The sequence below is a fragment of the Paenibacillus glycanilyticus genome, assembly GCF_051200795.1.
Taxonomy (GTDB): Bacteria; Bacillota; Bacilli; order Paenibacillales; family Paenibacillaceae; genus Pristimantibacillus; species Pristimantibacillus glycanilyticus.
Map to the genome: position 1 here is coordinate 5,564,677 of NZ_CP195155.1, position 20,130 is coordinate 5,584,806.

At 52.4% G+C, this 20,130-nt stretch carries 14 protein-coding genes; 4 read left to right on the plus strand and 10 right to left on the minus strand.

The window, feature by feature from the left end; genetic code table 11:
• Nucleotides 1-39: 39 nt before the first annotated feature.
• Both ACR9FF_RS25065 and ACR9FF_RS25070 read right to left on the minus strand, forming a co-directional pair.
• Nucleotides 40-1,032, minus strand: a complete 993-nt coding sequence (locus tag ACR9FF_RS25065) for an NADPH:quinone oxidoreductase family protein (RefSeq protein ID WP_435165968.1) — start codon at nt 1,030-1,032, stop codon at nt 40-42.
• Nucleotides 1,033-1,110: 78 nt separating this feature from the next.
• The gene (locus tag ACR9FF_RS25070) at nt 1,111-1,782 is read right to left on the minus strand and encodes an O-methyltransferase (protein WP_435172209.1); all 672 of its coding nucleotides are present in this window, start codon (nt 1,780-1,782) and stop codon (nt 1,111-1,113) included.
• 129 nt (nt 1,783-1,911) lie between these two features.
• On the opposite strand from ACR9FF_RS25070, the gene ACR9FF_RS25075 reads away from it, so the two are divergent.
• Complete coding sequence (locus tag ACR9FF_RS25075) at nt 1,912-2,808, plus strand: LysR substrate-binding domain-containing protein (RefSeq protein ID WP_435165971.1); 897 nt, start codon at nt 1,912-1,914, stop codon at nt 2,806-2,808.
• 155 nt (nt 2,809-2,963) lie between these two features.
• Here ACR9FF_RS25075 and ACR9FF_RS25080 read toward each other — a convergent pair whose 3' ends face one another.
• The 5 genes from ACR9FF_RS25080 to ACR9FF_RS25100 all read right to left on the minus strand — a co-directional run bounded on the left by ACR9FF_RS25080 (nt 2,964) and on the right by ACR9FF_RS25100 (nt 13,279).
• Nucleotides 2,964-9,458 carry an alpha-amylase family glycosyl hydrolase gene (locus ACR9FF_RS25080; RefSeq protein ID WP_435165974.1) on the minus strand — a complete coding sequence of 2,165 codons (6,495 nt, stop codon included), beginning with the start codon at nt 9,456-9,458 and terminating at the stop codon, nt 2,964-2,966.
• Nucleotides 9,459-9,819: 361 nt separating this feature from the next.
• Nucleotides 9,820-10,185 (minus strand): hypothetical protein, encoded by a 366-nt coding sequence (locus tag ACR9FF_RS25085; protein WP_127491891.1) that lies wholly within the window; start codon nt 10,183-10,185, stop codon nt 9,820-9,822.
• Nucleotides 10,186-10,200: 15 nt separating this feature from the next.
• Nucleotides 10,201-11,682 (minus strand): FTR1 family iron permease, encoded by a 1,482-nt coding sequence (locus ACR9FF_RS25090; protein ID WP_435165977.1) that lies wholly within the window; start codon nt 11,680-11,682, stop codon nt 10,201-10,203.
• 178 nt (nt 11,683-11,860) lie between these two features.
• Nucleotides 11,861-12,427: a GNAT family N-acetyltransferase gene (locus ACR9FF_RS25095; RefSeq protein WP_435165980.1), complete on the minus strand. Its 567-nt coding sequence runs from the start codon at nt 12,425-12,427 to the stop codon at nt 11,861-11,863.
• A 12-nt stretch (nt 12,428-12,439) separates the two neighbouring features.
• Nucleotides 12,440-13,279, minus strand: a complete 840-nt coding sequence (locus ACR9FF_RS25100; protein ID WP_435165983.1) for an AraC family transcriptional regulator — start codon at nt 13,277-13,279, stop codon at nt 12,440-12,442.
• A gap of 121 nt (nt 13,280-13,400) precedes the next feature.
• On the opposite strand from ACR9FF_RS25100, the gene ACR9FF_RS25105 reads away from it, so the two are divergent.
• A complete protein-coding gene (locus tag ACR9FF_RS25105) occupies nt 13,401-14,474 on the plus strand; it encodes a Gfo/Idh/MocA family protein (protein ID WP_435165986.1) in 1,074 nt (357 codons plus the stop codon).
• 14 nt (nt 14,475-14,488) lie between these two features.
• A complete protein-coding gene (locus tag ACR9FF_RS25110; protein WP_435165989.1) occupies nt 14,489-15,646 on the plus strand; it encodes a Gfo/Idh/MocA family protein in 1,158 nt (385 codons plus the stop codon).
• 806 nt (nt 15,647-16,452) lie between these two features.
• Here ACR9FF_RS25110 and ACR9FF_RS25115 read toward each other — a convergent pair.
• Both ACR9FF_RS25115 and ACR9FF_RS25120 read right to left on the minus strand, forming a co-directional pair.
• Nucleotides 16,453-17,931, minus strand: coding sequence for an alpha-N-arabinofuranosidase (locus tag ACR9FF_RS25115; protein WP_435165992.1), 1,479 nt, complete (start codon nt 17,929-17,931; stop codon nt 16,453-16,455).
• Nucleotides 17,932-18,013: 82 nt separating this feature from the next.
• Nucleotides 18,014-18,316 (minus strand): DUF6171 family protein, encoded by a 303-nt coding sequence (locus tag ACR9FF_RS25120; RefSeq protein WP_317979980.1) that lies wholly within the window; start codon nt 18,314-18,316, stop codon nt 18,014-18,016.
• Nucleotides 18,317-18,590: 274 nt separating this feature from the next.
• On the opposite strand from ACR9FF_RS25120, the gene ACR9FF_RS25125 reads away from it, so the two are divergent.
• The gene (locus ACR9FF_RS25125) at nt 18,591-19,241 is read left to right on the plus strand and encodes a helix-turn-helix transcriptional regulator (RefSeq protein WP_435165996.1); all 651 of its coding nucleotides are present in this window, start codon (nt 18,591-18,593) and stop codon (nt 19,239-19,241) included.
• On the opposite strand, the gene ACR9FF_RS25130 is transcribed toward ACR9FF_RS25125, so the two are convergent.
• Nucleotides 19,225-20,112 (minus strand): helix-turn-helix domain-containing protein, encoded by an 888-nt coding sequence (locus ACR9FF_RS25130; RefSeq protein ID WP_435165999.1) that lies wholly within the window; start codon nt 20,110-20,112, stop codon nt 19,225-19,227. The genes ACR9FF_RS25125 and ACR9FF_RS25130 overlap by 17 nt on opposite strands.
• Nucleotides 20,113-20,130: the final 18 nt, after the last annotated feature.

The following is a 20,130-nucleotide window of genomic DNA, read 5'->3' on the forward strand; positions in this document are numbered from 1 at the left end:
GCCGTTATAATCGATACGGCAAGCAAGCGGGTTTTCTTTTTATCCAAGCTTTACGATTGTCCGGCCGCGCACTTGACCTTGCAAAATAAGGGCAAGCTCCTCCGGCAGCTGCTCCAGCTGGATTTCGTTTACGATCGTGTTGCTTAGCATCGTAGGCTTCAGGTCTGAGGCGAGGCGCTCCCAAACCCGGCTGCGAAGCTCCATCGGACATTCCACCGAATCGATGCCAAGCCAGTTCACCCCTCTAAGAATAAAAGGATAAACCGAGGTCTCAACTTCAACGCCGCCGGTTAATCCGCTTGTGGCAACGGATCCTCCGTATTGGAGCGTGCTCAGCAGGTAGGAAAGTGTTTTCCCCCCAACCGGATCCACCGCAGCCGCCCAGAGCGGTCGCCGGATCGGCCTCTGTTCCATTTCCGTCAGTTCATCCCTGTGAATGACATGCTTGGCGCCAAGCTCCTTCAAGTAAGCCTCTTCGCTGAGTCTTCCCGTGCTGGCCGTTACCTCGTAACCCCGTTTGGCAAGTATGTTGACGGCAACGCTGCCTACCCCGCCGCTTGCACCTGCGACAACGACCGGACCTTTCTCCGGTGTTAGTCCGTTATCCTCTAGCCGCTGAACGGATAACGCCGCCGTAAAGCCCGCCGTTCCCAGGATCATGGCCTCGCGTTGCGTAAGCCCGGTTGGCAAAGGAACAACCCAGCTTGCGGGAACCCGTGCCAGCTCGCTGTATCCCCCATAATGCGTTACGCCAAGACCATAGCTTGTTACGATGACTTCATCCCCCGGCTTATAACGCGAATCCGTAGATTCGGTTACGGTGCCGGAAAGGTCGATGCCCGGGATATGCGGATAGCTTTTTATCATTCGCCCCCAAATTCCAACCATCCCGTCTTTATAGTTCACGCTGGAGTAGGCGACTCGAACGGTTACTTCTCCTTCGGGCAGATCGGCGGTAGTCATATTTTTAATCGTTAGCTTTGGCGCTTCTTCCCCATTGTTATCCGCTACTAAAGCACGGAAGTGATCCATTCTTGCATCCACTCCTTCGGTTTCGTTTCTTCCATTGTACCGGAAAGAGAAGGGCACATCCAAATCGGGGAAGATTAATTAGCTCTTGACGATGCCCAACGCAAAGCCGTCATAGCCTTTGGCTCCAACCGTCTGGATAGCCGTTGCCGTCATTCGCGGATCCTCAGCCAGAAGTTCCATGAATTTGCGTACGCCTTGAACGCGGGGATCCGTGCTGTGTCTGTTTGTCACCTCTCCCTCGCGAACGACATTGTCGCCAACGATAACCGTGCCGGGACGGGAGAAGCGCAGCGCCCATTGCAGATAATGGGGGTTATTCGGTTTGTCGGCATCAATGAAAATGAGGTCAAAAGGCACCGCCCCTTCCTCCTCCAGCTTTGCTAATTGCTCCAGCGCTTCACCGACCCTTATCTCTACCTTTTGGCTAAGTCCGGCTAATGCGATATTTTGACCGGCGACAACCGCATGATGGGGATCAAGCTCCAGCGTGATCAGCTTTCCGTGCTCCGGCAGTGCCCTTGCCATCCAGATCGTGCTGTAGCCGCCAAGCGTACCAATCTCCAATATCCGTTCCGCGCCAATCATCTGAGCATAAAGGCTGAGCAGTTTCCCTTGATTCGGCGCCACGTCGATGGCGGGCAGATCGGCCTGCTTGTTGTTTGCCAGCACCTGCTCCAGAATGGAATCCTGCTGAATGAGCTGCTCCGTCAGGTAGGCATCAACTTTTTCCCAAGTGTGCAATGTACTCATCATAATCACTTCTCCTCGCTTTGAATTGACTTTCTGATTCCATAGTAAGCGAGTTATAATGATAAGAATAATATATGTTTTTACTGAACTTATATATTTCATATATAGATTGATTGGAGGAGCCGCGTTTTGAATTTGCATGCCTTGCGATTGTTTCATACGATTGCCGCAGCGGGGAGCGTAACCCGCGCATCCGAGCTGCTGAACATCAGTCAGCCTGCGATTACGGCCCAGATTAAGAAGTTTGAGAAAGAGCTGATGCTCGATCTCTTCAAGCCTCAAGGTAGAGGAATCGCGTTAACCGATGCAGGCGAGGAGCTTTCCGTGCTGGCTAAAAGACTGTTTGCCGTGGAGCATCAGATCGAGCAATTTGCCGTGAACTACCGCAGCGGCACCATCGGCAGCATCCGGCTTGCCGCTACCTATTTGCCTGCCCACTTCCTTATTCCTGCTTGGATCGCCAAGTTCAAGCAGCAGTTCGAGCAGGTTGAAATGAATATCACGACAACCAACTCAAGCGGGGCCTTACAGCAGCTGCTGGACGTCGAAGCCGATATCGCCATATTTGGCGGAATGGCCGAGAATTATCCGGACACGATTCAGACAGAAGAATTGTTTCAGGATGAATTATGGTTTGTTGTAGCGCCAGGCCACCGGTATGCCAATCAGCAGGTTACGCTGTCCGAGATGATGAAGGAGCCATTTGTCATGCGCGAGGAAGGCAGTTCGACACGCGAACGCCTGCTGTCCTTATGCCGCACCTACAATTCCGCCGTTCCGACTATCTCCCTGCAATTCAACGGATTGCATGAAGCAATCACTGCCGTGATCGCAGGCTACGGCGCCAACTTCGTCTCCTCCCTCGTCGTCCGCGATTACGTCGAACGCGGCGAGCTCGCCCGCGTCTATGTCGAAGGGATCGAGCTCAAGAACACCATCGCCATCTGCACCCGCAAAAACGAGCCGCTCCCCGCCTCGGCGATGAACCTCGTGCAGATGATCCGGCAGAATCCGTATGTGAGGTAGAACCTCGCATACGGCTATCCCAGCTCATCCCCTCTGCAAGTCGGGGTTTTCCTCTTATTTTGAACTTAGAGCAGCAGGCTTTTTGCCTGCTATTGCCCCAGCTCCACCATGAAGACGCAGAAAAAGCTGCCCCATATGGGACAGCTTTCCGTCTGCTATAATCCTAGCAGCTTGTAAATCACCTTCGCGCTTTCGGCACGGGTAGTGTTGCCTTGCGGGTCGAATTTGCCTTGGCCCTTGCCGTTGATGAAGCCAAGCTTTACGGCTGCATCAATGGACGCTTTTGCCCAGTCATGGATAGCGGCGGAATCGTTGAAGGTGTTGCCTTCCGTATTGCCCTCCACGCTGCTCTCTACTTTCTTGCCGCTTTTCGCTTCGTACGCGCGCATGAGCATAACGGCCATCTCTTCGCGCGTAATGACTGCGTTTGGCTCAAAGGTTGTAGCGGTTCGCCCTTTGATTATGCCCGCTTCTGCCGCCGCTGCAACGCTATCGGCATACCAGCTGCTGGCTGCTACATCCGCGAAGCCAGCCGGCTTGGTCGCCTGCAGGCTCATTGCCCGAACAAGCAGAGCAGCAAATTCAGCACGTGTCACGCTGCGTTCCGGCTCAAATCGGCCGGCCGTTACGCCAGTTATAACATGTTTAGATGCAAGTTCTCTGATCATTTCCCATGCCCAATGAGTCACAGGAACATCTCCAAAGGTCTTCGCATACTCCAATGCCGCATACTTGGAGAAATGCTGAATATTTGCCGTCATTGTACCGTCTGCATTTAACGTTCCTCCGACATACTCCAGCTTGCCGTCGTCTGCCACATAGTAAATACCGGTCAGCTTTTTGTTTGCTTCGCTATCCAGCTTAAATGTAAGCTTCAGCGTTTCGTCAAACTTGCTTAATACCGCCGCTTCCTTGCCATTGCCATCCACTAGCGCCAGGCGGAAATCAATTACGGAAGAAGCCTGGCTTAGCTCCGCACCGTCTGACGCAGCAGCTTTTTTCAGCAAGTCCTGCTGCGCCGCTGCATCAAGCGGCTTAAGCTGCAGGACAATATGCGAAGCAGCACTCGACGCAGAGCCTCCCGCTTTCTTCACCAGCTCTTGCAGCATCGCGCTTGGGATGAGCAGCGTCAGATCTCCTTGCTTCAGCTCCAGCGGCTTGCTGCCCAACAGCTCAGCAGCCCCCACCGGCAGGAGTACTTCCGTTTTACCCTCAACCGCAACGGTCACTTTACTGTCGCCGGCTTGCTTCACCGCATCCTTCAGCTGCTGTTCGGTCACCGTCACCGAAGAGCTGCCCGGCGTCACTCCGCCGCCGCTGCTGCCACTGCCATTTCCGTTGCCGTTACCATTGCCGTTTCCGCTATCGCCGCCGTCTCTCGTAATCACAAGCTCCATCGTTTTGGTCGCTTGCGAAGCGCGGCCTTTATCCGTGTACCAATCCTGCGCCAGCGTCTCGGCGCTTGGTTCAATGTGAAGCGTAAAACGGTTCTCCCCCGGCTCAAGCGGAATATTTTCCGCATACACGTTGCCGTAAGCATCCATTGCACCGTCAGCCAGCGGCTGATCGTTGATCGTAAAGTCCACGCCATAAGGCACATTTGCACGCAGCGTAAACGACTCTTCCTTGGTATTGTACGAGAAATTCTCGCCGTAAGAGATACGCGGCATCGTCAAGATCATCGGCATATCCACCCAGCGCAGGACGTAATCGTCGACAACCATCGTATTGCCGCCCTGGTTCTTAATCGTCAGCCTCATATTCGTATCCGTCGAGGAGTACGCATAGTTGCCGGCATCCACGGTATCGCTTGCCAGCCGGGCATGCGAGGTAAATGCCTCCGTTGCCCAGGTGCCGCGGGTATATTTGTATTGAATGGACTTGCCCGCCATCATTTTGAAGCTGTATTCCACCACATCGCGGGTTGTGGCACCGCTTGGAACGGACAGCTTGTTGCCTGCCGAATTCCAGCCGTTCAGATCGCCCGCCAAGTAAATATCGTCTTGAACCGGCGTATAGCTAGGCAAATGAACGCGGAGCTTCACATCAACCATAACAAGCTTTGGCGTCACCGATTGCTCGCCCGAGTAAGCCCGGTTATACGCGTTGTCTACGGCAGCTACCTTGTACGTATAAGCCGTATCGTTGCTGACCGTAAAGTCCGCATAAGACACCGCTGTTTTGGCCGCCGTTGCAATCTTCACAAATCCCGAATCCGCCGTCTTGCGGAAAATCTCGTAATGATCCACCGTGGTTTCCTCGGAATCCTCCGTCCAGTTCAGCAGCGCGCGGTTGGATTCCACCGCAATCTCCGCAAGCACCGGAGCCTTCGGAGCCTCGGTATCCGAGCTGTCTGCCTGAACAAGCACCGCTGCCTTAGCCGATTCGGTATACGACTCGCCGTTATCCGTAGATACCCTCGCAAAATAATGATACGTGCCCGCTTCCGTTGGTTCAAAAGCAGCCCAGTATACCTTTCCACCGTCTTCCGTATCGGATTTATAGCGAAGCTTGGTATCCTCAGCCGTCGCTTTGCCTGCGCCCTCTTTATAGAACGCAAGGCGTCCAATGACGTTTGGCGCTTCTTTGCCAGCATAAGCCGCGTTGTCCGTCAGACCGGGAATATCAATCGTTACTTCAATATCTGTCGTCTTATGGCCAACGCCAAGCGTTACTTCCTCCGACTGTTTTGTAATTTCCACGCTGCTGACCGAGAACGATGGCGTAGCCGAGCCGTATTCGCTGAGCGGGCTTTCACCGTCTTTCGTCACGGCCGTCACCGTGTAGTAATATTTTTTGCCGTTCACGACATTCGTATCGGTCCAGATTGCTTCTGCCGGCTGTCCTGCCAACTGCAGCTGCCCTCCTTCAATCGCCGCGCGGTATACGTTATAGCCGGAAGCGCCGGCTACCGCATCCCAAGTCAAAGCCACCTGCCCGTTGCCGCCGGTCGCATGGATATTCAACACCTGCGGAACCTGGACCAGCTCCGAGGTCGACGTCATCATGAGACCGCTCATCGCTTTTACCGTCAGCGTCACTTTGCCGCCGGCAACGGATGCTTCTACATTGCTGCCAAGCTGGTCTTTCAGCGTCAGTCCTTCCGGCAGGAAGCCTGCCACATCCGCTTGAATGGACGCATCCGAGGAGCCCCGGTTCACCACGACAAGGCCGCCTTGGCTGCCCGTTTTCCGTGCATAAGCAATGACATCGCCCGTATTATAAGCCGTCTTCAGCTCACCTGTACGGAACACTTCATTGTTCTCGCGCACGGTGCCTGCCTTTTTATACGTGTCGAACAGAGAAGCATATTTCCCAACCCCGGTATACTCTCCGCCGGATTCCGATACGCGCTCCCAAGGGAACGTACGGCGGGAGTCGGGATCTTTCGTACCGGCAAGACCAACCTCATCCCCGTAATAAATCGTTGGCGCACCCGGATAACCCATTTGGAAAATGGCCGTCAGCGCCTGCATCTTCAGCGCTTTGTCCGAAGCCTCGGGCGCGATCGCCAAATGCTCCTCTTCCCACTCCGGCTTATCGTATTTCGTTATTGAACGGATCGTATCATGGGAATCGACCAGATTGAGCATTACTTCCCAAGCCTCGGCCGGATAATCCTCGCGGATCGACTCCAGCGCATCGTTAAACTGCTGGGCGTTGCCGCCAAGGATAAAGCTTTGCAGCGCGCCGCGGAAACGGTAGTTCATCACCGAATCGAATTGGTCCCCAAGCAGGAACCGCGTAGCTACGCCCCACTCTTCGCCCAGAATAATCGGCTCCGGAATAGTCTCGCCATTGCTGTCCTTGCGGCCTTCCGTCGACTTCACCGCTTCGCGGAACTTCTGCCAGGTGCCCGCGGATACATCCGGCGCAACGTCGAGCCGCCAGCCGTTTGCCCCCATCCAGCCCCAGCGCTGCGAATTCGCCTTCTGCATCATCGCTGAAGCTTCTTCGTCCGTCTTGCCGGTCAGATTATGGCCGATAACGAGGTCTCGGTAACCTTGAACGTTCCATTCATGGTTGCCCGGAAGGCCTTCCGTATCACCGGCTGCAGGCGTCGGCGCATCAATGACAGGCAAGGAATCGTAACCCCACCAGCCTTCGTATTTGTAATGGCCGTCTACCTTTTCATTGGTTACCGTAAACCAGGTTGTAAAATCAAAATCGTCCGGATACGCGTAATGCTTGCCCGTAGCCGGATTGATCTGGGCGGTAAAGGAATCAATGACCTGCTGTTTCGCAGCATCAAGCGCCAAGCCATTGTCATTTACTTTGTCGTACACTTTTGCCCAGAACTCGTAAGCTCCGATCTCCGGGTATTTCTCATAGCGGTCAAAATAAATCGAATCATCGCCGACATGGTTAAACACGCCGTCAACAATGAGCATAATCCCCATTTGATGGGCTTTTTTCGCAAATTCGGTGAAAATGCGGTCGGAAGCTACCCTCGTCGCTTCGTAATCCAGCCCTGAGCTTGGATCGCCGGGCGTATTGTACACCGGCTCGCCAAACATCGGATCCAGATGCTCGTAGTCGGTCGCATCGTACTTATGGTTCGAGCCTGCCCAGGCAACCGGGTTGAAGTAGATGACGTTTACGCCAATGGACTTCAGGTAATCAAGCTTCTGCGAAGCCCCTTGAATATCGCCGCCGTAGAACTCGTTCGTCCATACGCCGTCCGATTTCGCATCCGGGAAGTATGGCTTTTGCTCCGGCGAGATCCGGTCCGGATTTTCCGGCACGGTCGACCAGGTTCCGTCTACCTGATCCGGCGTTGGATCATTGGCCACTCCGCCGTCAAAATATTGCAGCTCATAGCCGCCCTTCGAGGTCACGCCGGCCGTTGCGCCATCCCCATCGGCGGGACCGCGGTAGCCATCCTCCGTCTTCGCCCGGTTATTGTCTTTGTTGCCGTCATAGAACCGGTCGGGGAAAATCTGATACACGACCGCATTTTTCATCCAATCCGGCGTCGTAAAATCTTTATCGTAAACGGTCAGATCGTAAGGCAGCACGCCTTCATCCGCCGTTGTGCCGGTACCGCCGTGCGAACCGTCATCGCCGTATTCCACCTTCGCCGTCCCGTCGATCAGAATAAATTTGTAGCCCCATACCCCGATGCCCTTGAACGTCGAGCCCGGAATCGTCACTTCCCAATAATCCTTGTCGTCAAAGGAAGTCGCTTTGTGCATATCAAAGGCCGAAGCAAGCCCTTCCGGGTTGCTCAGCTCTACCCGTACAACCTGCGCGTCGCCCGCTTCCGTCGCGATGCGGAGCGTTACATCCTCTACGCCTTCTTTTATCGCGCCAAAAGGCTTCTTGTAAGTAACCGACCGGGAATCAAACAGCAGCTTGTCGCGCTTGATCATCCCGTCAAACTGGCTGTCCGCCGGCTTGTAATTCGTCACGATCGTCCGCTCCGCAGGCACGGTGCTGAACGTGATGTCGGCCGGATCCAGTGTCGTCAAAATAAAATTGTCGTTGCCCGATCCGTAATTATTCGCCGACCAATCGTCGCCCTGAACAACCTTCATCTCATAACGGCCTGCAGGCAGCGTACGCTGAAGCTTATAGACCGAGCCGTCAAAGTTGTAATCGACAAAGAGCTGCTTCGCTTGATCTGGCGCCCATGCGCCCTCGCCGAACTGCGTCTGAATGTCTCCAACAAGCCGCGGCCATTCCGCAGCGTCAAGAACAGGCGTGTATTGCGGAATGCCGCTTGCTCCCGGCACGCTGATCCGAACTTTGCCAAGCTCGTCATTGACATAGAAATTCACTTTCGATGGAGCCGCCAGGTCAAAAGCAAAGTTATTGCCGTTGTCCGAATAACCGTCCCATGTACCTTGTCGGACCAGCTTGAACTCGTAATGGCCCGCGTCCAGCACGGTCGAATAAGCGTAAAACTCGCCAACGAGATGGCTCATGAGCGTATCCGCCGAAGCGTTATTCCACCCTTGGAAGGAACCGGCAACCACCCATTTGGCGCTGCCTCCCGGCTGGTTCGCGAATACATCCCGGGCCGGTGCGTTTGCCGGAGGTTCGCCAACTAGAATCTTGCTGTTTCCGTTCGACGTTTCCGAATTCGTAGGATCCTGGAACCAAATGCTTGGCAGCCCGTCAGCCGCCGAAATAAATTTATACGTATAAGTCCCGTCCGCTAGCGATTCAGCCGCAAAAGTATAATTACCCTCGCTTAGCACCATTTCATGCTGATCGTCAAAAGCATTCGCGTCAAAGCTTCCCGCCACCTTGAAATGCGGAGTATAGCTTAGATGAATCTTGCTGTTCTCGTCCGAAGTCACGCTCAGGTTCGGATTATCCAGCCAGTTGCCGTTCACCAGAAACTTGTAGCCATAGGCCTTGTTAGGCGCATCGCCCGTCACCTCTGCCGTGTACGTACCGTCACCGTCCCCATCGGTCAGCGTTACGGCCGGATCGCTCCAGTCGTTGAAATCGCCTTTGGCCGTAATGCCGACCGATGATTTCGGCAGAACAAAATGAATCGTGCTACCCTCCGCATAGGTTCCGCTGACAGCGCTTGCTTGAACCTGCTTGGGCATCAGCCCCACCACCTGAATAACCATCATGATCGCCAGCAGCAGCGACCATACTCTTGTCTGTTTTCTGCTCCTCACATGCTTCATCATATGCGCGTAATCCTCCCTAGTACCTTTAAATTAGGCAAACGATTGCACAACAAGACGCAAAAAAGCTCCTTTCCGCTGATAAAAAAAGCTATCCCTTGGGTTAGAAGAGATAGCGGGGTTGTTCCGGCTTTTGCAGTAAAGACCGGAAGGCATTGCCCTTAAATTAGGCATTTATCAGCTTAAGTTCATTACCCTCATCCTATTATGAAAACGCTTTACAGTCAATAATCCGTTAGAAGAAATTTACTATTCGACAGAAACGATAAAATTATGAGCAACCGTTTGCGCATAATGGACTATTGAATCGGGGAGATTTATAGCCATTACGCAAAAAAGGAGCCGGGAACCGGCTCCTTTTTGATTATTTAATTTCTTTAAGGGCGTCATTTAATTTGACGATTTGTTCTTTAAGTACGGCTTGGTCCAGCGGAGTTTCTTTAACTCCGGTTTGAATCGCGCCCAATGGATCTTCAACTTTACCGTATACATCGGCTTGATTGGCCTTTACATCATCTTCAAACTTCTCCCAACTCGACTCAAGCTCTTCAGCGTTCTTTGCTGCTTTTGCGGCATCGTTCGCCTCAACGTTCTTCTGCATCTCCGTTAAAGTATCCTGCATTTTCTTTGCGCCGTCTGTGGTAGAACTCGAATTCGACGAATTCGACGAACATGCTGCAAGAACAAGAACCAAACTTATTAGTACTGTTAACCCTTTTAACGTTTTCAAATGAATAACCCCCGATTAAATATGATTTATATTTGTCTGCTGTTGAATCTTTAACTCTTTTACTCGTTTATAGACAACGACAAGGATTGCAGCCAGCAGAAGGAAACCTTGAGGAATGATATTTTCCCAAGTTGGATAAAGGCCAAATACATCGCCCACCGGGAGACTGTCGGAATGCGTAGCTTTCAATACGCCTGCTAATTGCAGTCCGTGGATTCCCATGCCAAGAAACTTGAAGCATAAGTAAAATACTAGAATGCTGGAGATGAGGAAAAAAGGTCTCATCGGAATTTTCACGCCAACTTTTATAATCAAGAAGGCAACAACAATCAAAATTAAGAGCCCGATTGCAATACCCGATAATAAACTAACCAGGCTAATGGAGGAAGCCATGCCGATAAAGAAGAGCACGGTTTCCGTTCCCTCTCGAAAGACAGCAAGGAAGGAGAGAATGGCAAGCGACCATAAGCTTCCGGAAGCAAGCGCCTTGGTGCTTTTGCCATTAATATAAGCTCTCCAGTTGGAAAGGCTTGATTTGCTGTGCAGCCAATAGCTCATATAAATAAGCATGACCGCAGCAAATAGTCCGGTACAGCCTGCGATCAAGAAGTTATTGTTACCAAACGTACCCTTAGCGAACAGTTGCTGGACAACGACGCCTAGAATAACGCTAACCAGTGCGCCTGCCCCTAGACCATACCAGATCCAGTTCTTCTTCTCTCCATGGCCTGATTTCTTCAAGAATCCAAGAAGAGCGACGATTACCAGAAGTGCCTCAAGTCCTTCGCGAAGCAGGATTGTGATGACATCAACCATCCCGTAGCCGGTTTTATTGGCCAGCGGTGCCAGATAATCGCGCATGTCCTTCAGTGTCTGTGCGGACTTCGTGATTTGGGGAGGATTTGAAGTAAGCAAGGCGTACGAGGATACCATATCCCGTTCCGCATCCCCATAAATTTTAGAGGACTGCGTGAGGACGATACCCTCGACATCCAGCCATGAATTACGAAACGCCTCGATCTTGGCTTTCGCCGTCTCCACATCATTTTGGGCTAGAGCCGCATTTGCTTGGTCGAGCAGTTGGAGAATATCTTTAATCGTTGCATTCCCGGAAGAGGCAGGCTCTGTAAAGGAAGAAAAATCACCAGTTATAACTTTTTGATTGATGCTTATTAGTTTGTTAAGGCTTAGAACGACTTGATCTTTAGAAATCGGATTCTTGGCAAAGGCATATTGTACTTCACCCATTGTTTCTTCAATACTGCGGTAGGCACCTTTAGATTTGGATTTTATATCCTGTTCAAAGACGTACCAGCTTTTGTTAAATTGATCATATTGCTGCTTGGCAAGAACAAAATCATTTTTCTTGGCCGATTCTGCAGCGTTTATAACATGATTATTTGCGTCCGTTAATGCATCAGATGCTTGATCTGCAAATACTCCGGATGGCAATAGAAGCATACAAATAAAAATGAGAACAGTAAATTTAAACTTCATTCATCCACCCCGATATCAAATGAGAAACGTTATCAATAAACTTTCCACATTCAATATTACGTACTTAGAGGGTTGATGTCAATAATGATTCTCAATCTCGACATTGGAAAATAATTAGAATGACAAGCTTTGATAATAATCAATTCTTATGTGTATGAAACCCCGCAGAGCTATGTGGTCATAGCAGGTCATTTGACAGCGCCTTCACCGCGTCGTATGCGATCAGCCAGCAATCCCGGTATTCCCCCTCATGCCACTCATGCTTCTCCAGCAGCTTCACCTTCTTAAAGCCGCACTTCTCATACACTCTTAGCGCTCTTGTATTCCAGGCCTGCGGGTCCATGACGATCTTCCGCACTCCCCGGTCGTTAACCAAATAACTCAACGTTTCTTTAATCAGCTCCGTGCCGATCCCCTTGTTCCAATATCGTGACTCGCCGATGAATTGATCCATGCCATAGATGCTGCCTGCTTCATCCGAGAGTCCGTAAATCTCCCTTTCCTCTTCCTGAATCTCATAGAATTGCAGATAGCCGATGTCGGCACCGTTATATTGAATAATGCAAGGTATGATCTCTTCCCGGTCCTCGTAAAAATGCTTCCGGACCAGTTCCACGTCAAGCGGCCTGTCCCTGCCCTCGTAAAATTCCAGCACCACCGGATCGCTCAGCCAACGAACCAGCAGTCCCGCATCCTCCGATTCAAGCGTGCGGAGACCGACCTCTTTCCCTTGAAAAAGAATCATCGTTTCACCTCATTATTTGATCAGATGCTGCCTATACGTCAGCGGAGCCACGCCCATGATCTGGCGGAAAATTTTACTGAAATACGAGGGGTTCGCAATTCCTACCCTGTAGCCGATTTCCGATAACGGCAAGGATGTCTTGCGAAGCAGCGAGCAGGCATGCCGGATCCGCGTCGCCTGAGTATAGGCCACAATCGTTGTGCCGGTCGACTCCTTGAACAGGTGAGCCACATGATAAGGCGACAAATGAAGCTCGCCTGCCAGGTCCTCCAGCCGGAACGGCTCCATATAACGCTTCTCTATCCACCCGATAATTTCTTCCACATGAAGATTATGCTTCTTCAGATAAGCCGATTCCCCGTCCGGGCTTTGCTTTAACTGATGCACAAGGCTGAGCAGGAAGACGCCCATGTTTTCCTCGAAATCCGCCTCTCTCTTGCCGCCCATCGTTAGACTGAACTGCCTGAGCAATGCGACAAACGGCTCGCTCTCCGGCATTGCGTTCACCGGATGCACATTCGCCTGCTGCAGCATTAAGCGCTGGAAGAAGCTTTTTAAACTCGGAAAATCATTCAAATACCCATGCAGCACAGCCGGCTCGAACAGCAGCACGCTGCGGATGAATGGCTCCGCCTCCGTCACCTGAATCTGAATCCGGTGCATCTGCAGCGGCGGGAAAACCAGCAGCGTATTGGGCTCAATCGAATACGATTTTCCGTCGATAATGAGCAGCCCCCGGCCCTCATGCACATACGTAAGCTCCATCTGGGAATGGGCATGAAACACTTCGCGGAAATAGTCCCTCGACGTTCTGCGGTACTCGTATTCGAATAATCTCTTTGCTTGAACCATTCGATTCCCACCCTCTCAAGATAACCGCAAGATATAAACATTTTACCGCAAAATCGAGCGACAAAGGATGTCTTTTTCCATATATCCTAGAAGCAATTCCACTAAAGGAGATGTTTCTCGCTTGAATAAATCAGATGGCATGAATTATGCGCCGCAAGGCAAACCCAATCCGGTCGTATCGCCTGGGGAGTTTCAATTCGCGGCAATCGCGCTGGACCACGGGCATGTCTTCGGCATGTGCAACGGATTGATTGAAGCAGGCGGCGAGCTTGTATACGTGTACGATCCGGATCCGGAGAAGGTTGCCCGGTTCGTCAAGAGCTACCCTCAGGTTAAGGTTGCTGCTTCCGAGGAGGAAATTTTCGCCGATTCCCGTATTCAACTGGTTGCTTCCGCGGCTATTACTTCGGAACGCTGCGCGCTTGGCCTTCGGGTGATGCGGGCGGGCAAGGATTATTTTACGGACAAAGCTCCGCTCACAACGCTGGAGCAATTGGAAGACGCCAAGCGGGTTTCCGCCGAGACCGGACGCAAATACATGGTTTACTACGGCGAAAGGCTCCATAACGAAGGAGCTTTATTCGCCGGCCAACTGATCGAGCAGGGAGCAATCGGACGGGTCGTGCAGGTTATGGGCTGGGGACCGCATCGGACGAATGCGAAATCCAGACCGGAATGGTTCTTCGAACGGGAGAAATACGGCGGCATTATTTGCGATATCGGCAGCCATCAAATCGAGCAGTTCCTGTCCTATACGGGAGCTAAGGATGCGCAGGTCGTACAGTCCCGGATCGCCAACTACCATCATAAGGACTATCCGGAGCTGGAGGATTACGGCGATGTGATGCTGACGGGCGATAACGGCGCGGCGGCGTACTTCCGGGTGGACTGGCTGACGCCTGACGGGCTGAGCACTTGGGGCGACGGGCGGACGCTTATCCTTGGCACGGAAGGTTATATCGAAGTCCGCAAATACGTGGATCTTGCCAAGAGTCCCGAAGGCGATCAGGTATACATGGCTAACCAAGAGGGAGAGTTTCATTTTTCCGTGAAAGGTCAAGTTGGTTACCCGTTCTTCGGTCAGCTTATTCTCGACTGCATCCACCGTACGGAAAATGCCATGACTCAAGAGCATGCTTTCAAGGTTGCCGAGCTTAGCGTATTAGCCCAAAATCTTGCGGTTCGCATGGAATAGGAGAGGATTTCACGATGCTTAAAGTAGCGATTATTGGATCCGGGGCCATCAGCAGAGCCCATATCGACGCTTATCAGAAATTTTCGGACAGATGCCGGATTGTTGCCGTTACGGATATTTACTTAGACAAAGCCGAGAGCCGCATTGCCCAATGTGGACTTACGGAGGCCAAGGCATACAGCGATTACAAGGAGCTGCTGGGGCAGGATATCGATCTCGTCTCCGTTTGCACGCCCCCTTACACGCATGCCGAGATTGCCGTTGACTTCCTCCGTGCGGGCAAGCATGTCCTGGTCGAAAAGCCGATGGCCTCCTCGCTCGAAGAATGCGATGCCATGAACCGGGCGGCCGAGGAGAGCGGCAAGCTCCTGTCTATCGTTGCCCAGAACCGCTTCCGCACGCCGATGATGAAGCTTAAGGGAGTGCTCGACAGCGGGCTGATCGGCCCGGTTGTCCACTCGCAGGTCGACTCCTTCTGGTGGCGCGGTCACTGCTACTATGACCTGTGGTGGCGCGGCACGTGGGAGAAGGAAGGCGGCGGCTGCACGCTGAACCATGCCGTCCATCATATCGACGCGCTGCTCTGGATGATGGGCCGGCCAGCCGAGCTGCAGGCATTCATGAGCAATACGTCGCATGATAACGCGGAAGTGGAGGACCTGTCGATTGCGATGCTGAAATTCGCGGGCGGCGGCCTTGGCCAAATCACGAGCTCCGTCGTCCATCACGGCGAAGAGCAGCAGCTTATTTTCCAAGGCAAAGCAGCACGGATTTCCGCGCCATGGAAGCTTGTCACCTCCAGCTCCATGGATAACGGCTTCCCGACGCCGAACACGGCTCTCTCCTCCGAAATTCAAGCCTACTACGACAACCTGCCGGAGGTAACCTACGAAGGGCATGTCGGACAGATCAACAACGTATTGTCCGCGATTGAAGGCCGGGAATCTCTGTTGATTGACGGACATAGCGGACGCGCGACGCTCGAGCTGATTCTTGGCATTTACAAATCCGCCAGCACCGGGGAAAAAGTTACTTTCCCGCTCGCCGCCGATGATCCGTTCTATACGCGCCAAGGCATCCAGGACAACGTCCCTCATTTCTACGAAAAAGGGGCCTCCGTCGAGAACTTTCGGGACCTCACGATTACGACGGGCAGCAATTTGAGAGGCTAGTGGTTGGATGTGCAGGAATAAGACCCTGCCGGGGTCTTATTCTCGCTGAAGTTACTCTACTGGTAATGAATAAGACCCTGCTGGGGTCTTATTTCTTTAGGAGCAGCTTTAATAGGTCAGTTTCGTCACTCCCGCTTGCGAATAAGACCCTGCAAGGGTCTTATCACGCTTCAAATTACCCTACTATTGCTGAATAAGACCCTACGAGGGTCTTATTACATCTGCACGCCTTCTAATCAGGCCAGTTTGGATACACGCGATGGCAAATAAGACCCTGCCAGGGTCTTAACGTATTTCAAATTATCCTACTATTGCTGAATAAGACCCTGCGAGGGTCTAATTTCATCTGAGTGGGGGATTTTGCAAGCTGTTTGCCGCTTGTTCTGAGTAGTTAAGGTCCCTCAGGGACCTTAACCCGACTAGCCCCGACTAATTTTTCTGCCTTAAGGTCCCTCAGGGACCTTAAGCTTCTGCAAGCCCACTATTTGAACACATTTGGGCGCCATAGCAATGGGACCTCCTCGCTACGTTGGATCCCATCCAACGTAATTGCACATTTGACCTCACTTTCCAATCTACGTTGGATTTCATGCACCATAATGCACGCCTAACTGCCAATTAACCCCTTAATGAAGGAATACACTGGATGAAATCCAGCGTAGACGCTACTATGCAAGTAAAACATCCCATTTTACTGGAGGAAATCCATCATAGGCAACATTAAGCCACAGCCCTCTCCCATACCCAATAGCAAAAGCCGTTAAGCCCCTCGAAAGGGACCTAACGGCTTTGGACATAAACGTATATTATTGCTCCAAACGAAGCGTAACTACCGATGCGGCAGGCAGATTAAAGCTCAATTTGCCATTCTCGATCTTCGCTTCGTAGAATGCCTTCACGCTCACCTTAGAAGGCTCCTCGAAGGTGTTATGCGCCTGAATCGCATCCGCTGCGAGCAGCCTGCCCGTGCAGTTGAAGCTGCCTTCGGCGCCGCGCAGCTCAAGGTTGATCTCCGATTGTTCGGACGGGTGCAGGTTGTATAGGCTGACATGGATGACGCCATCCTTCTTGGAAGCGGTAACGCCAACTTGATCCAGCTCTTTGCCGTCGGCATTTACTTTGCCGAATTGGCCATGAATCGCCAGTGCCTCGGCATCCTGGTGGACGTTGTACATTTCAAGCACATGGTACGTAGGCGTCAGCAGGATTTTGTCCCCTTCCGTCAGAACCACCGCCTGCAGAACGTTAACCATTTGGGCAATGTTGGTCATCTGCACGCGATCGCAATGCTTATGGAAAATATGCAGGTTAATCGCGGCAACAAGAGCGTCGCGCATCGTGTTCTGCTGGTACAGGAAGCCCGGGTTGGTGCCCGGCTCCACGTTAAACCAAGTCCCCCACTCGTCAACGATCAAGCCAACGCGTTTGTTCGGGTCGTAACGATCCATTACCGTGCTGTGGCGAGTCAGAAGCTCATCCATAAATTCGGCTTTTTTCATAGTCACGAACCAGTCGTTCTCGTCAAATTCCGTTGCGGAGCCTTTGTCGGCCCATTCTCCCGGAACCGTGTAGTGATGCAGGCTCAGACCGCTCATAAAGCGCTCCGCTTTGTTCATCAGCACATCGGTCCATCGGTAATCGCTCGAGTTGGCGCCGCCTGCGATTTTGTACAGTTTGTTATCGCCGTATTGGCGGACATACGTCTGGAAGTTGCGGTACAGATCCGCGTAATGTTCTGGAAGCATTTCACCGCCGCAGCCCCAGTTCTCGTTACCCACGCCAAAATATTTCAGCTTCCAAGGCTCTTCCCGGCCGTTCTGCCGACGCAGATTCGCCATCGGGGAATCGCCGTCGAACGTCATGTATTCCATCCATTCGGACATTTCTTGAATCGAACCGCTGCCCACGTTGCCGCAGATATACGGCTCGGCGCCAATCAGCTCGCATAGGCGGAAGAACTCGTGCGTGCCGAAATGGTTATTTTCCACAACGCCGCCCCAGTGCGTATTGACCATTCTCTTGCGAGTCTCGCGGGGACCGATGCCGTCTTTCCAATGATACTCGTCGGCAAAACAGCCGCCCGGCCAGCGCAGGACAGGCACCTTGAGATTGCGCAGCGCTTCGATAACGTCATTACGGATACCGTCCGTATTCGGAATTTCCGAATCTTCCCCTACCCACAAGCCTTCATAAATACATCTGCCAAGATGCTCGGCGAAATGGCCATAGATATTCTTGTTAATCGTGCCGATCGACCAGTCTGCATGGACAACTGCTTTGTTCATTTGTAAAAAGCCTCCTAAAAAGAATGATTACATAAACAGCCGGATGGCTGTTCGTGATAATTCTTGCCTCGTAAGCGTCGCTTCAGAAATGTCTCGCTTCCCATAACGCCCGAACCGCCTGCTGGGGATGCGGGCATCCTTTATCCTTCAGCTTGGCTCGCACTTGCACGAGACAGCCGCAATGCATGCAGGTCGTATCGTAAGCCATGCTTGCGCAGCCTTCGCATGCGGCAAGCCGCTTCGCGTACAGCTCGTCCGTTACGCAGGCATCGGGTTTGATCTTGGAGATCAGACGCTGAATCTGCTCGTCCGTCACTCTGACATCGGCCGAGCAGCCCTTGCAGCCGCCCCGTTCCCTTTTACTGACAGATTCTGTGATTGTCATGCTTGCTTCAGCTCCTACCCGCGCACAGGACGATAATAAATAGTTCTATATGAAAGATTGTATGGGATTGAGAAAGCGCCTACAATTCACTATAATGAGAAAAAACTGACCTATCGTGCTTTTTTGAAGAAAGGAGCTGCTGACGATCATCCGATTAGACAGCTGCGGCTACCGGTTTGTCCATCCTCACGGAATTTCGATTATCCGGCCTAACGGTTCGGGGGATTATGCTTTTGTTCTGTTCAAGAAGAAATCCGAGGTTATCATACGGGGCTTGCGTATTCTTGTGGACAGCGATTCGTTCATCCTGTTCCAGCCGGATACGCCGCATTCTTATATGCAGTTTGAGCTGCCTTTCGTAAACGACTGGTTTCATTGCCGGGGAGAAGAGCTGAGGGGCTTGCTTGCCGAACTGAACTTTCCGCTGGATACTCCCGTCCCGGCCGTTGACCCGATGCTGATCTCGAGAAGCATTATGGAGCTCCACCGGGTTCAGAAGCAAGGCGGGCATTTGAGGGATCAAATTCTGGATACGGATATCCGGGCGCTTCTGATGAAGCTGAGCAATCTGCACCAGCTTTCCCAGCATCCCGAGCGGCCGGGCCGTTATATCCGGCAGTTCTCCGAGCTGCGGGACGAGCTCTATAACTCGCCGCAAAGCCATGTTACGGTAGAGATGCTGGCTGACCGCGTGCACCTCAGCAAGTCTTACTTCCAGCATCTCTATAAGGATATTTTCGGCTGCTCCGTCGTCAACGATATGATTAACGGCAGGCTGGAGCTCGCCAAATATTTGCTCAAGAACAGCACCCACTCCGTATCGGCTATCGCGGCAAGCTGCGGGTACGAGCATGAGACGCATTTCATGCGGCAGTTCAAGAAATTTGTCGGCCTGACGCCAAGCCAATTCAAGTCTCGGATATAGACGTATACTCCGCCTTCCGTTTATACTCCGCCGGACCGCAGCCGTACCTCCTGCGGAACAAGGCGGCAAAATGGTTATAGCTCTGGAAGCCAACGTCGAAGGCTGCTTCCCCGGCCGTCCGGCCAGCCTGCAGCATAAGCAGAACGGCCTGCTCGAGACGCATATTGTTTAGCATGTCCACAATGGAGCGGCCGGTCTCCGACTTGAATAGATGGGACAGCCGGGATGCGGACAGTCCTACGCGCGCTGCCAGCTCGTTAATGGATAACGGCTCCTGCATCTGCGCGGATAAAATCCGCATCACCTGGCTGACGCGGTAATCCAGCTTGTCCGCAAGCTGCCCGGCCATTAGCAGAATTAAAGCACTTAGCTGATTATCGCACAGCTCCTCCCAGAACCCGCCCTGCGCCCTTGAGTCATGCAGCAGCGACCGGAAGATCCGGATCACCCTTCGCTGCAGCTCGCTGGAAGGCAGCGGGCAGAGCAGCACCTCTTCATCCGGAAGCAAGGACAGCTCCGGGAGCCGATTGAAATGCGCCCACATAAAGTTCCACGTATCTCCCTTTACGGTACCGTACGTATGAGGAACCCTTTTGCGGAGCAGTACCAGCTCCCCCGCCTTGCATAATTTCTCTCCCGCAGCCGTTCGAAAAAAACCCTGACCATCCAGCGTGTAAACGAGCAGCCAATCCTCCCTTCCGGCAGGACGTACCATGCAATAGGATTCGTTTTCCAAGAAATGTCCCGTAACGACGCCGTTCTTCGATTCCTTCTCCACCATTTCCACCCCGCTCCGATTCATTACCCTAAGGGTATCGCGCCAGCCTTCATTCGTCCAGCATAATAGCAGAATCCAAGCAGTATTGAGCATAATCGCGACTTCAAGCTT

Bases quoted from the DNA above. Each gene is read 5' to 3' on its own strand.
- ACR9FF_RS25120 (WP_317979980.1), bottom strand. From the start codon at position 18,316: ATGACAATCACAGAATCTGTCAGTAAAAGGGAACGGGGCGGCTGCAAG.
- ACR9FF_RS25090 (WP_435165977.1), bottom strand. From the start codon at position 11,682: ATGAAGTTTAAATTTACTGTTCTCATTTTTATTTGTATGCTTCTATTG.
- ACR9FF_RS25110 (WP_435165989.1), top strand. From the start codon at position 14,489: ATGCTTAAAGTAGCGATTATTGGATCCGGGGCCATCAGCAGAGCCCAT.
- ACR9FF_RS25095 (WP_435165980.1), bottom strand. From the start codon at position 12,427: ATGATTCTTTTTCAAGGGAAAGAGGTCGGTCTCCGCACGCTTGAATCG.
- ACR9FF_RS25070 (WP_435172209.1), bottom strand. From the start codon at position 1,782: ATGAGTACATTGCACACTTGGGAAAAAGTTGATGCCTACCTGACGGAG.
- ACR9FF_RS25100 (WP_435165983.1), bottom strand. From the start codon at position 13,279: ATGGTTCAAGCAAAGAGATTATTCGAATACGAGTACCGCAGAACGTCG.
- ACR9FF_RS25080 (WP_435165974.1), bottom strand. From the start codon at position 9,458: ATGATGAAGCATGTGAGGAGCAGAAAACAGACAAGAGTATGGTCGCTG.
- ACR9FF_RS25065 (WP_435165968.1), bottom strand. From the start codon at position 1,032: ATGGATCACTTCCGTGCTTTAGTAGCGGATAACAATGGGGAAGAAGCG.
- ACR9FF_RS25115 (WP_435165992.1), bottom strand. From the start codon at position 17,931: ATGAACAAAGCAGTTGTCCATGCAGACTGGTCGATCGGCACGATTAAC.
- ACR9FF_RS25130 (WP_435165999.1), bottom strand. From the start codon at position 20,112: ATGCTCAATACTGCTTGGATTCTGCTATTATGCTGGACGAATGAAGGC.